General features: G+C 64.9%; 7 protein-coding genes. 4 read left to right on the forward strand and 3 right to left on the reverse strand.

The genetic code is table 11. The features are described 5' to 3' along the window. Positions 1–263 precede the first annotated feature (263 nt). Positions 264–1895 carry a membrane protein gene (locus tag C41B8_RS09415; RefSeq protein ID WP_037336989.1) on the reverse strand — a complete coding sequence of 544 codons (1632 nt, stop codon included), beginning with the start codon at positions 1893–1895 and terminating at the stop codon, positions 264–266. Between the two features lie 324 nt (positions 1896–2219). Here C41B8_RS09415 and C41B8_RS09420 point away from each other — a divergent pair, with 324 nt between their 5' ends. Together C41B8_RS09420 and C41B8_RS09425 are read left to right on the forward strand one after the other, a co-directional pair. Further along, positions 2220–5657, forward strand: coding sequence for a response regulator (locus C41B8_RS09420; RefSeq protein WP_232226034.1), 3438 nt, complete (start codon positions 2220–2222; stop codon positions 5655–5657). After that, on the forward strand, positions 5654–6601 hold the full coding sequence (locus C41B8_RS09425) for a response regulator transcription factor (RefSeq protein WP_232226035.1): 948 nt from the start codon (positions 5654–5656) through the stop codon (positions 6599–6601). The genes C41B8_RS09420 and C41B8_RS09425 overlap by 4 nt, the downstream gene beginning before the upstream one ends. 66 nt (positions 6602–6667) lie before the next feature. Here the strand turns inward: C41B8_RS09425 and C41B8_RS09430 are convergent, their stop codons facing one another. Further along, a complete protein-coding gene (locus C41B8_RS09430) occupies positions 6668–7027 on the reverse strand; it encodes a DUF4870 family protein (protein ID WP_156962491.1) in 360 nt (119 codons plus the stop codon). A 207-nt stretch (positions 7028–7234) separates the two neighbouring features. Between C41B8_RS09430 and maiA the strand changes: the two genes are divergently transcribed. After that, positions 7235–7894, forward strand: coding sequence for a maleylacetoacetate isomerase (gene maiA, locus C41B8_RS09435; RefSeq protein ID WP_037336991.1), 660 nt, complete (start codon positions 7235–7237; stop codon positions 7892–7894). Between the two features lie 146 nt (positions 7895–8040). Next, a complete protein-coding gene (locus C41B8_RS09440; protein WP_051883335.1) occupies positions 8041–12834 on the forward strand; it encodes an NAD-glutamate dehydrogenase in 4794 nt (1597 codons plus the stop codon). A gap of 66 nt (positions 12835–12900) precedes the next feature. Here the strand turns inward: C41B8_RS09440 and C41B8_RS09445 are convergent, their stop codons facing one another. After that, the gene (locus tag C41B8_RS09445; RefSeq protein WP_156962492.1) at positions 12901–13911 is read right to left on the reverse strand and encodes an AraC family transcriptional regulator; all 1011 of its coding nucleotides are present in this window, start codon (positions 13909–13911) and stop codon (positions 12901–12903) included. Positions 13912–13925 lie beyond the last annotated feature (14 nt).

Genomic DNA, 13925 nt, shown 5'->3' on the forward strand with positions numbered 1-13925 from the left:
TGGCGGAGCGCCATGGGCTTGATCCCAGTCTTCCGCCGGCTGCGTGGGGCCGACAATACGTCGGATAACGTAAACGTGACCGCCGGCTCCACAAGCGCTCTGGCAGCGCTGGGGCGGCGCCGGAGCACGGGTTCTCGAAGGGCGCCGGGTTGATGTGGCGATCGTTCATGCGCATACCGATACAAGAACGCCCGGCCGAAGCCGGGCGTTCTTGTCGGGGCGCACAGCCAAGGCTGGGCGCCCGGTCAAGGCGAGAGACGGCGTCAGGCGCCGGTCTTGCACATATCGTGGCAGGCCCCCTCTAGCGAGCAGCACAGCGAGCAGATCGGCCCGGTATGGAACGGGCAGTGGACCATGTCCTTCTTTGCGTACTCGAAGCCACAGGAGGTGCACATGATTTCCGAGTCGTGCTCGTGGCCTTTGAGTTCGTTGTCCGAGGTGCGGGCCAGGTAATACTTGCCCTGGGTGATCAGACAGACGATCGGCGACGCGACGAAGGCCAGCCCCAGCGCGAGGAAGCAGGAGTAAGCCTGCAGCACATCGCCGAGATAGCCGAAGAACGCGATCACCGACACGATCGAGGCAAACATCATCGAGCCGAAACCGACCGGGTTGAAGTTGTACAAATGCGCCCGCTTGAACTCGACGTAAGAGGGGCTGAGTTTGAGGATCGGCTTGTTGATCACCAGATCGGCGGTTACCGCCCCGATCCAGGCCACCGCCACGTTCGAATAAAAGCCGAGGATGTGATCGAGCACCGCGAACATATTGGCTTCCATCAGCGCGAGTGCGATGCCCACGTTGAAGAAGACGTACACCACGCGGCCCGGATGGCTATGCAGTACCCGGGAAAAGAAGTTCGACCACGACAGCGAACCGGAATAGGCGTTGGTGACGTTGATCTTCACCTGCGATAGCAGCACGAAGAAGGTGGCGACCGAAAGTGCGACGAACGGGTTGCCGAACAGATAATGAAAACCGGCCACATACATATGGATCGGCTGGTCCGCCTCGGCCATGGACGTCCCGTTGGCGACCGAGACGGAGGCAAAGAACGAGCCCATCCACTGTTTGAGCGCGCCGAGAATCACCCAGCCCGGGCCGGCGGCCAGCACCGCGAACCACCACTTGCCGCGATTGGCGCGGGTTTTGTCGGGCATGAAGCGCAGATAGTCGACCTGTTCGCCGATCTGGGCGATCAGCGACAGCGCGATGCCGGCCGCGGTGCCGAACAGCAGCGGATTGAACCCGCTGTGCGCCGGATTGGCACCGGTGAAACTCATCCAGTCGGCGACGGCGTGCGGCTTGCCGATCAGAACGGCGATCGGCGGTGTGAACAGCAACAGCAGCCATAGCGGCTGGGTCCACATCTGCAGTTTAGATAATAGACTCATGCCGAACACGACCAGCGGGATGATCACCATCGCCCCGAGTGCATAGCCGATGGCCAGTGGTATGCCGAAATACAGATAAAGCGCCTGGGCCATGATCGACCCTTCGAGCGCGAAGAAGATGAAGGTGAAGCTGGCGTAGATGATCGACGTAATGGTCGAGCCGAGATAGCCGAAGCCGGCGCCGCGGGTCAGCAGATCGACGTCGACGTTGTAACGCGCCGAGTAGTAGGCGATCGGAATACCCGTGAGAAAGATCACCACGGCCGCGGCGAAAATACCCCAGAATGCGTTCATGAAGCCGAACTGGACGGCCAGCGAACCGCCGATGGCCTGGTCGGCCATGTACGCGATGCCGCCTAGCGCCGCCGTGGCCACGGCATATTCCGACCACTTGCGGAAGGATTTCGGCGCGTAACGCAGGGAATAATCCTCCAGCACCGGGTTGTTCACCCACTTGTTGAAGGTGCGGTTGCGTCCGCCTTCGGTAACCACGCTGCTCATTATCATCTCCGTTGATATCGACCCGAATCGCGCCGGCAGGCCGGGTGGGTCTGCCGGGGCCATGAGTGCAACGCTGTCCGCTCGATGCGATCCGACGGGGCCGGCATCGCCTCGGGCAGACGGCGGTTCACGCGAGGACGTGAACACCGAACGCCGTATTCAGGCGTTCTGCCTGATTCGAGACTCGCTCAAGCCGACGGGCGGGCATATACGCCGATCAACGCAGGCGCATACGTCATTCGACGTAGTAGCTGGCGCGTTTCCTGCAGGATCTGGCCGGTAACATCGAAAGCCGGTCGATCGGTTGGGTGGCACGGGATGTCCATGGAACCCCAACGCGTCGTCAAGATCCGTCGTGCCTACAATCGCTGGGTCGGTGACGAAACGCTGGAAGACTACGCGCTGCGTTTTACGGCCCGCTCGTTTCGCAAGTGGTCGGAAATACGCATCGCCAGCACGGCGCTTGGCGGGATCTCTTTTCTGGTGCTGGAGGCGATCGGCGCCGTGCTCATGCTGCGCTATGGCTTCGTCAACGCCGCCTGCGCGATCGCGGCCGTGTGTAGCGCGATGTTCATCGTCGGCTTGCCGATCAGCTATACCGCGGCCCGCTACGGGGTGGATATCGATTTGCTGACCCGCGGCGCGGGCTTCGGCTATCTCGGCTCGACCATCACGTCGTTGATCTATGCCTGCTTCACTTTTCTGTTCTTCGCGCTGGAAGCGACGATCATGGGCCAGGCGTTGTCGCTGTATTTCGACATCACGCTGCCGCTGGCCTATCTGATCAGCGCGCTGGCCATCATTCCGTTGGTGACGTTCGGCATCACCGCCATCAATCGCCTGCAGTGGTTCACCCAGCCCATCTGGCTGGCGTTGCTGGTGTTGCCTTATGTATTCATTGCGGTCCGGCAGCCGGAGGCGTTCTCGGCATTTACCGGCTACGTCGGCGAACAGGCCACGAGCGGCTTCAACTGGCTCGCCTTCGGCTCGGCCTGTGGCATCGCGCTCGCCTTGATCGGCCAGACCGGCGAACAGGTCGACTATCTACGGTTTCTGCCCGAACGCACGGCGGACAACCGGGTGCGGTGGTGGGCCGCCGTGCTGGCAGCCGGGCCCGGCTGGGTCGTGCTCGGCGGTCTCAAGATGTTCGGCGGGGCCCTGCTGGCATTTCTGGCGGTGCGACACGGCCTGCCGCATGCAAGCGCCACCGAGCCGACGCGCATGTATGACGTGGCGTTTGGCTATGTTTTCTCGTCGCCGGGGCTGGCCATGGCCGCCACGGTGCTGTTCGTGATCGTCTCGCAGGTCAAGATCAACGTGACCAATGCGTATGCCGGCTCGCTGGCCTGGTCCAATTTCTTCGCTCGCGTGACCCGCAGCCATCCCGGGCGGGTGGTGTGGCTGGTGTTCAACGTGCTGATCGCCCTGATTCTGCTGGAAATGGGCGTGTTTCATGCCATCGAGCGCGTGCTCGGACTGTATGCCAACGTCGCGGCCGCCTGGTTCGGCGCGCTGGCCGCGGATCTGATGATCAACAAGCCGCTCGGGCTGTCGCCCCGCGGCATCGAATTCAAGCGCGCGCATCTGTACGACCTGAACCCGGTCGGTCTGGGGGCGTTCGTTCTTGCCGGCTCGGTATCGCTGGCGGCCTATGGGGAGGTCTTCGGGCCGGCCGGGCATGCCGCAGCGCCAGCGATCGCGCTCGTCGGGGCCTTTGTGAGCGCGCCGTCGATCGCCTGGTTTACCCGCGGGCGGTTCTATCTCGCGCGCAAGCCGGCCGCGGCCAGTGAACTCGCGCCCGACAACGGCCGCCATGCGCGCTGTGCCCTATGCGGCAACCGGTTCGAGATCGACGACATGGCGGGCTGCCCGGCCTACGCGGGTCCGGTGTGTTCGCTATGCTGCAGCCTCGATATGCGCTGCGGCGATCGTTGCCGCCCGCACGCCCATGCCGCGGCGCAGGTCGAAAGCGTACTCCGCGCCATCCTGCCGCGTTCCGTCCTGCCCCATCTGTATACCCGGCTCGTTCGCTATGGCCTCGTACTGGCGGTGATGGCAGCGGTATTGGTCGCCGCGCTGATCACGGTCTACCTGCAGGTCACGCCGCTGGTGGCGGTCGGCCAGCGGCACCATCTGGCGGATATCTTCCTCCGCACTTTCTTTCTGATGCTGGTTCCGGTCGGCATTCTGGCCTGGTGGCTCGTGCTCGCGCGCGAGGCCCGCAATGTGGCCCAGCAGGAGACCTCGCGTCAGACCCAGCTGCTGATGCGCGAGATCGCGGCGCACAAGCGCACCGATGCCAAGCTGGCCCAGGCCAAGGCCGAAGCCGAGGCCGCGAACCGGGCCAAAAGCCGTTACATCTCCGGGCTTAGTCATGAGCTGCGTACGCCGTTGAACAACGTGCTCGGTTACACCCAGTTGTTGCTGCGCGAGCCGGCCATGCCGCCGGCGCATGCCGACAAGCTCGCCACCATCCAGCGCAGTGGCGAGCATCTGCTGGCTCTGGTCGACGGCCTACTGGATATCGCGCGTATCGAAGCGGGCCGGGTCGCGCTGAATCTGGGCGAAATCGATACGCAAGGGCTGCTCGATCAGGTGGACGCGATGTTCGCGCCGCAGGCGCTGGCCAAGGGGCTGGATTTCGTCATCGAACCGTCGCCGCGTCTGCCCGCCCTGGTGCGGGGCGATTTGCAACGACTGCGCCAGATCCTGATCAACCTGATCGGCAACGCGATTCGTTTCACCCAGACTGGCAGCGTGCGGCTGCGCGTGGGCTATGCCTCCGAAGTTGCGGCATTCGAGGTGATCGATACCGGCCCCGGCATCGCGGACGACAAGCGCGAACAAATCTTCCTGCCGTTCGAACGCATGGCCGAAGGCAGCGACGGCGGTATCGGCACCGGGCTTGGATTGACGATCTGTCAGTTGCTCACGCAGCTCATGGGCGGCGACCTGACGGTACGTTCCAATACGCCCACGGGCGCGCACTTCGCGCTGCGAGTTTTTCTGCCCAACTGTACGCGCCGTGCCGGCGCGCAGGTGCCGAGTCAGCGGATCATCGGCTACGAGGGCCCAAGGCGCCATGTTCTGATCGTCGACGATCGCGAGGATCAGCGCCGGATTCTGCGCGCGACGCTGGAACCGCTGGGTTTTGCCCTGAATGAGTGCGCCGACGGCCCCGAAGCGCTCCATTGGCTGGCAACCGAGCGCACCGATTTGATCCTGATGGATGTGGCGTTGCCGGCAATGGACGGTTTCGAGGCCGCACGCATGATTCGCGATCGCGGTCTCAGCGAGGCGCCGATTATGGTGGTGTCGGCCAATGCCTATGCGGATAACGTCGCACGCAGCCGGTCCGCGGGCTGCGATGCCTTTCTCGCCAAGCCAATCGATATCAACAAGCTCCTGGACCGCTTGGCAGACTTATTGCGTCTCGAGTGGCAGCGGGATGAACTGGATGGCGGGTCGAAGACCGCGGCGCCCCGGATTGCGCGCGTCCACGATGCTCCTCGGAAGCGCTCGGAGCGATCGCCGTTGCCCGCGCCACTGGCCGCGCGTCTGGCCTCCGCCATCAATGTCGGCCATATGGCAGGCGTTCTGGCCGAGATTGCGGCGATCGAAACCGCGCATCCGGAGTATGCGCCATATCTCGCCGACCTGCGCGATGCCGCCCGGCGGCACGAGCTGATACGCCTGCGCCGGCTGGCCGAAGAAAGCCAGGCCGTCGAGACGCGGAATCGAGAGGGAGGTGCAGCCACATGATCGGTGCCAATGTCGACGATGCCATGGCCGAGGACGGACCGGCGGTCGATGCTGCCGCAATACGGGGTGTGGTCCTGGTGGTCGATGACCATCCGGACACGCTCGCGCTTATTTCCGACGTGCTGGGGCGCGACGGGTACACCGTGATCGCGGCGGTGGATGGACAGTCGGCCCTGGAACGGGCGCGCCTGATCAACCCGGATATCGTGCTGCTCGATGCCCGTATGCCCGGCATGGACGGGTTCGAAGTCTGTCGTCGTATCACCACCGACCCGGGGTTGGACGGCATGGCCGTGATCTTCATGACGGGCCTGACCGACAGCGACAGCATCGTGCGCGGGTTCCGGGCCGGCGGCGTGGATTATGTCACCAAGCCGCTCAAGCCTGACGAGGTCCGGGTACGAATCGAGGCGCATCTCAAGCGGGCCCGGGCGCAGCGCCAGGCCGATATGGTGGTCAACGCCGGTGGTCGCGCCGCGCTCATCGTGGCGGCGGACGGCGGCATACGCTGGTACAGCTCGCGGGCCGCACAATTGCTGCATCGTTACTTCGAAACCGGGGTCGATGACAAACTGCCCTATGGCGTGATGCGCTGGCTGGAGCAGGCCGAGTTTCAGTCCCGGCCCTACGAACTTACGCGTGGACGGGGCCGGCTGTCGGTGCGTCTGTCGGGCCCGGCAGAAGAGGGCGGTTGGATTCTCACGCTGGTCGAATTCGACGAACAGGCCGCGGTCGAGGATTTCGTGGCCCGCTTCGCGCTGACCCGACGCCAGGCCGAGGTATTGCTCTGGATCTCGCGCGGCAAGACCAATCGCGACATCGCCGAGATTCTCGACATGAAGCCGCGGACCGTGAACAAGCACCTCGAACACATCTTTCCCAAGCTCGGCGTCGAAACGCGCGCGGCCGCGGCAGCGATTGCGTTGCAGAACCTTGGTTCGTAGCCTGCCGGTTGCTATTGCACCGTCGGGCCGCAACCGGGGTTATGCATCGATAGCCTGTGTCGATGCTCAGTAGGGCATGGGTCGATGGTCGGCAAAAGTGACGACGCCGCGGATGAAGCGATAAAAGCACCAGAGCCACAGCACACCGTAGCCGATGAAACCGACCACGAACGGGGTCAGCGCCAGACAGACGACGCTCCACAGCATCGTGAACCAGAACGTGCGCATCAGCCAGCGGTGATGGGTCCAGGCAAAGCCGCCTCGTGGTAGTTCGCCCATCTTGATGTGATTGACGATGACGCCGGCGACCGCGGTGACGAAGAAGAAGCAGCCGAGGCCGTACAGCACATAGGTGATGAGCAGCACGTTGCGCTCGCTGTGCTCGATGGCGTTCGTATCCGAATCGGCAATCATGTGTCGGTCCATTTCAAATCTCCGGCGTGAGCCCGGCCTGAACGAAGCGGCGACCGTTGCCTATCAAGTCTGTGCCAGCCGGATGTGGGCTGCAATCCGCGGCTCGGTTCCGTATCGACGAGTCGCGCAGATTGCGATCAATCACACGGCGCCGTGGGGTCGCACAAAGCATCAACACGCCCTAGACTCGTATGGGCAAATCCCGTTCCCGGCAAGTTCATGCTCAAACTGTTCACGCACCATCGCAGCGTATCGGCTCATCGCGTGCGTATTGCGCTTAATTATAAAGGTGTCGCCTTCCAGTCGATTTTTACCGGGCTGGACGGTACAAGCGATGAACGCAAGCAGTACCTGGAAGTCAATCCACAAGGCCTGATCCCGGCGTTGTGGGTGGAAAACGACCTGATCATCTCGCAGTCCTCGGCGATTCTGGAATATCTGGAAGAGCGTTACCCGGACCGGCCCTTGTTGCACGGCGATATCGCGCTGCGGGCCCGCATTCGTTCGTTCGCCCAGATCGCGATCGCCGATACCCATCCGCTGAACAATCTGCGGGTCCTGCGCTATCTGCGCGACGAGATGGACGTGCCTTATGATCGGCGCCGGGCCTGGTTCGAGCACTGGATCCATGCCGCGTTCGGGCCGATGGAATCGCTGCTCGCCGAGCAGCCCGCCGGCGATTTCAGCTTCTGTTTCACCGCCCGCCCGAGTCTGGCCGACGTCTGCCTGGTGCCCCAGGTCTCGATGGCCGAACGCTACGGCGTGAACCTCGGCCCGTACCCGATCATTCGTCGGGTCTATCGGGCCTGCATGGCGCTCGGCGCGTTCCAGGCGGCCGCGCCGGATACCCAGGGCGATAGCGCCGCGCCGGCGCACTGACCGGGGATGGCCGCGGCCGCCGCCGCGGTCAAAACCCCATGCCGACGGCGCCTGTGACGAAGTCAGCGGACCCCGGTCCACACAAGGCTTGTCGAGGAAGGTATGGCGGGCGTAACGTCGCCGTACGATCCGCACTCCGACGCCCGATGAATAGCCAGACCGCCGCCGTGATCGCCGAAGTTCGTGCCTGTGCAGGCGAGGATTCGACGCTCGAGCGGCCCGAGTTGATGATCGCCTTCGTCGAAACCTGTCTGGCGGGCGTGCCGGCCGATGCCTTGCGGGTGCGTTCCGTCGCCCACCTTTATGATGCGCTGCGACATCATTTCGATCTACTCTGCCAGCCGCGTCAGCGAGGCCAGTACTGCGTCGCGCTGGAATCGATCGCGGACGACGCGGCCGACAGCGATCTCGCGCTGCTCACGGTCGCCGACGACATGGCGTTTCTGGTCGATACGGTGAGCCTCGCGGTGCGGGGCACCGGGGCCGAGATCGATTGGATGATGCATCCGGTGGTGCGTGTGGAGCGCAACGAGGCCGGCGAGCTGGTGGAGGTCGGCGCGGCCGGCACCGACGTCCCGGCCGGCAATGAAGAATCGTTGATTCGCATCGAGTTCGCGGCGCCGGCCGGCCTGGACGGCGACGCGCTCACCGAGCGCGTGCGTTCGAGCCTCGCCGATCTGGGTTGTGTCGTAGCCGACTGGCAACCGATGCGGCGACGCCTGCAGGCCGTGGTCAGCGAACTCGACCGGGCCTCCGGCGGGGTCGATCGCGACGAGCGAACCGAGACCCAGGCTTTCGTCTCCTGGCTGGCGGACGATCATTTCACGCTACTGGGTTATCGCTGTCGTGCCATCGAAACCGATGAAAACGGCGCCGATATGATGGTCGACGTGCCGGATACCGGCCTCGGCCTGCTGCGCGAGGACCGTCCGGGTGTGGATCCCGACGGTTATGTCGCGCCGGCCGGCGTGCTCGATGAATATACTCAGTCCTCGCGGCTGCTGGTGATCACCAAGGCCAACCAGCATTCGTGGATTCATCACGCCGAGACGATGGACGTGATCGCCATCAAGCGTCTGGATGCGACGGGCAACGTCATCGGCGCCCATCGTTTCCTGGGCATGTTCTCCGGCGATGCCTACCGTGCAAGCCCGCGCGACATCCCCGTGCTGCGCCACAAGATCGCGCACGTCATGGCACGCGCGGCGCTGCGACCGCGTTCGCATGCGGCCAAGAATCTACGCTACATCCTGGAAACCTTTCCGCGCGACGAACTGTTCCAGACCGGCGAGAACGAGCTCTACGACACGGTCATTGGCGTGCTCAACATGCGCGAGACCGAGCCGCTACGCCTGTTCGTGCGGCGCGACCGGTATCGCCGTTTCTATGCCGCCATCGTGTATGTGCCACGCGAGCGCTACACCGTGGCCTTGCGTAGCCAGATCCGGACCGAGCTCGAGCGCCATCTCAACGGCGAATGCCAGGATGTCGATTCCGAATTCCTGCGCGGCGCGGTGGTGCGCCTGCACTACCAGATCGCCACTGGCCAGGCGACCGAGCCGGTGGACGTGCGTAGCCTCGAACAGGCGCTGATCGCGGTCACCCGCGGCTGGCCGGATCGCGTCGCCGCCGCGGCGCGCGAGGCCGGCGTGTCGTTGCCGGCCTATGCCCATGCCTTCGATGCCGCCTATCGCGAACGCTTCGACGCGGCCACTGCGGTCACGGATGCCCGCATCCTCGCCGCCATGGACGACAACAGCCATCCGGTGCTGCGCGCGATGGCGCCCGAGGGCGACGTGCTCACCGTCAAGCTCTACGGCCACGGCGACGATCTGCCGTTGTCGCGCGTGTTACCGGTATTCGAACATTTCGGGCTCTCGGTACTCACGCAGCATCCGTATCGCGTTGCGCGGGCGGGGCAGAGCGTGCAGTGGATCCACGAGTTCGAGGCCCGGCACGGTCACGGCGAGGCGCTGTCCGACCCGGGCTGTCGCGACAATCTGGCCGAGGCCTTCCACCAGATCATGGCCGGTACCGCCGAGGACGACGGCCTGAACGGCCTGATCATCGATGCCGGCTTCACCCCGCGCCAGGTCGTGCTGGTGCGGACGATCACGCGTTACCTGCTGCAGACCGAGCTGCCGTTCTCGCCGGTCTATATTGGTGACCGTCTGGCCGAGCATGCATCGCTGGTCGCCGCGCTGATTGACCTGTTCGAATCCCGGTTCGACCCGGAAAGAAGCCGGATGACGGCCGGCGAGGATCAGGCACGGGCCGCCATCGAAGCCGAGCTGGACGATATCGCCAGCCTCGATGCCGACCGCGTCCTGCGGGCGTTCTACGGCGTGGTCGTGGCCACGCTGCGGACCAACTATTTCCAGCACAACGCCGACGGCACGCCCAAACCGCATGTCTCGATCAAGCTCGACCCGAGCGAGCTGGTCGAGCTGCCGCAGCCGCGGCCGTGGGTAGAGACCTTCGTCTACGCGCCCAGCGTCGAGGGGATTCATCTGCGCGGCGGTCCGGTGGCGCGCGGCGGTCTGCGCTGGTCGGACCGGCGCGAGGATTTCCGTACCGAAGTCCTGGGGCTGATGAAGGCCCAGATGGTCAAGAATGCCGTCATCGTGCCGGTAGGCGCCAAGGGCGGTTTCGTGGCCAAGTACGGCCCGGCCGACGAGTCGCGCGAAGCACGGCAGGCGCGCGGTATTGCCGCCTACAAGACTTTCATTCGCGGGCTGCTGGATATCACCGACAATCGCGTCGGCGATGCGGTGGTCACCCCGGAAAGCGTGGTCGCCCGCGATGGCGACGATCCGTATCTGGTGGTGGCCGCCGACAAGGGCACGGCCACCTTCTCGGACATCGCCAACGCCCTGTCGGCCGAATACGGTTTCTGGCTCGACGACGCCTTTGCCTCCGGCGGCTCGGCGGGCTACGACCACAAGGTGATGGGCATTACCGCGCGCGGCGCCTGGGAAGGCGTCAAACGGCATTTCCGTGAAATGGGGCGCGATATCCAGACCGAGCCGTTCTCGGTGGTCGCCGTGGGCGACATGGGCGGCGATGTATTCGGCAACGGTATGCTGGCTTCCGAGCAGATCCGCCTGATCGCGGCCTTCAACCATCTGCATATTTTCATCGATCCCGACCCGGACCCGGCTGCCTCCTATGCCGAGCGCAAGCGTTTGTTCGCCGGCCCGGCCTCGGGCTGGCGCGATTACGACGAGCGCCTGATCTCGCGCGGCGGCGGCGTATTCGACCGCTCGGCCAAGACCATCGAGCTGTCGGACGAAGCGCGCGCCGCGCTCGGCATCGAGGACCGGCGCATGGCGCCGGATGCGGTGATCAACGCCATCCTCAAGGCGCCGGTCGACCTGTTCTGGAACGGCGGTATCGGCACCTACGTCAAGGCGAGCACCCAGTCGAACGCCGAAGTCGGTGACCGGGCCAACGACACCTTGCGCGTCGACGGTCGCGAACTGCGGGCGCGCGTGGTCGGCGAGGGGGGCAACCTCGGCCTCACTCAGGCCGGTCGCATCGAATACGCGCTCAACGGTGGCAAGCTCAATACCGACGCCATCGACAACTCCGGCGGGGTGGATTCCTCCGACCTGGAAGTGAACATCAAGATCGCGCTGGGCACGGTCGAGGCGGCCGGACGCATCGATCGCGAGGCCCGTAACACGCTGCTGGCCGAGATGACGCCGTCGGTCATCGAGCTCGTGCTGCGCACGAACTATCTGCAGACCCAGCAGATCAGCCTGATGGAAACCGACAGCGTGGCCCGCTTCGACGAGCAGATCAGCTTTATGCGTGCGCTCGAACGCGACGGCCGGCTGGACCGCCGCCTCGAAGGACTGCCGGATGATGAAACCATCGAAACCCGGCGACGCGAGCGGGCCGGTCTGACCCGGCCGGAACTGGCGGTGCTGATCTCCTACAACAAGCTGACGCTGTCGGAAGCCGCGCTCGAGGGCGGGCTTGCCGACGACCCGTGGATGGAGAGTTGGCTGACCGAAGGCTTCCCGCCGCGGCTGGTCGAGCGTTTCCCCGAGGCGGTCACCGAGCATCGCCTGAAGCGAGAGCTGATTGCGACGCTGGTCACGAACCAGATGGTCGACCGGCTCGGCATTGCCACAGCGCACCGGCTGCCGGCGGGTTTCAGTGCCCGCATGGAAGCTGCCGTACGCGGCTACGTACTGGCCGAAGGCTGGCTCGACGGCGAGACGCTGTTCAACGCCATTGAGGGCCTGGACAACGTGATCCCGTCGGCCGAGCAGTATCGCGCCCATCGCATCGTGATCGGCCTACTCAAGCACGCCATGAACTGGTGGCTGACGAGCACCGACACCGGATACGACATCTCCGATCTGATGGCGCGGTACCAGACCGGCGCCCGCAGCCTCCTGGCGGGGTTAGCTGATCATCTCACCGGTAGCTACGCCGAGCGCTGGGACAACAGCCTCGCCGAGTGGCAGGGCATCGGCGTCGACGAAGAGCTAGCGCGCCGCATCGCCTGTGCCGACGTCGGGGGCGGCATCATGGATATCGTCTCGCTGGCGGAAAGCCGCAATCGCCCGGTATCCGAAGTGGCCGATATTTACTACCACCTCGGCGACACCCTGGGCGTGCCGTGGCTGCAGGAAGCCATCCATCAATTGCCGGCCAACGGCCGCTGGCAGGATCTGGCACGGACCAGTCTGCGCAGCGACAGTTATCTCATCCACCAGCGACTGGTCGATCAGATTCTAGCGTTGGACAGTGCGGATCCGCTGGCGGACTGGTGCGCGAGCCGCGAGCACACGATGGCCTTCGTCGGCGCGCGTCTGGCCGAGCTCAAGGCGATCGAACAGCCGGCACAGGAGCACTTGACCGTCGCCGTGCGCGATCTGGCGCGGCTGGGCCAGCCGGGGCCGGCGAGCCTGGGCGGGGCGGCCTGACATATCGTCCGAGCGCCGAGTCGGCGTCCGCACATCGTGCCCATCGAGGTGTGAGTCGCCGCGGCCTCAATCAGCCAGTCGACGGCGATAGGCCCGCGGCGTGATGCCGTTCCAGCGCTTGAAGGCGCGCTGGAATGCGCTTTGTTCGGAGAAACCGAGCAGCACGCCGATATCGCCGATGCTCAGCGACGGATCGCGCAGGTAGTGATCGGCGAGCTGCTGTCGAACATCGGCAAGACAATCCTTGAAGTTCGTGCCGGCTTGGTCGAGTTCGCGTTGCAGTGAGCGTGGTGAGAGCACCAATGCAGCGGCGGCTTCGTCGAGCGTGGGCACGCCAAATGGCAGTTGGCGCGCCAGCCACTCGGCCAGCCGGGTGCGTGGCTCGTGGTCGTGGTTGTCTTGTCGCAGGCGCTCGGCGCGTGCGGCCAGCCACTGCTTGAGATCGTCGTCCGGGTTGCGCAGCGGCATTGCCAGTACCGCGGGCGCTATCTGCAGCTCGTCGTGTGGCTGTTCGAAAGCCACCGGGCACCGGAAAAAAGTTTCGTATCGCTCGCGCTCCGCCTGTGGTGGATGGCGGAAATGCACGCGTGTCGGCGTGGTCGTCGCCTGGCCCGTGGCCCATCGGCCGAAGGCGACATAGGCGGCCAACGCCTCTTCGGTGAGTGCCGGAGCGGTGGCGGGCGGGGCGGTCCAGCGCAGGGCGAGCGTGTCGTCGCCGCGAATCAGTGCGGCTTCGCCCACCGTGCTGACCAGCGCCTGGAAGCGCAGCTGGAACCGGATGGCTTCGCCGACGTCGACACAGTGTGTCAACAGCACGCCCAGCATGCCCCAGCGGTCGGGCTCCACCGCCATGCCGAACCGCAGCCCGAGCAGCGGGTCGCCGGTGGCCTCGATGCCGACCTGCATGAGCGCGGCGTAATACGGGCTGGCGACCTGTCGGTCGCGATCGGCCAGTGTGTCCGGTGCGAGATGGACCCGTCGGGCGAGAGCCGCAGCATCCAGACCCTGCCGTTCGAGAAAGTACATCAGCGAACGGATCATGGACACGGCGACGTGGCGCTGTTCGACCCGGTTCATGACCGCATTATGGC

Origin of the sequence: Salinisphaera hydrothermalis C41B8, from assembly GCF_000732535.1 — a bacterium.
In the GTDB taxonomy this organism is placed as follows: Bacteria; Pseudomonadota; Gammaproteobacteria; order Nevskiales; family Salinisphaeraceae; genus Salinisphaera; species Salinisphaera hydrothermalis.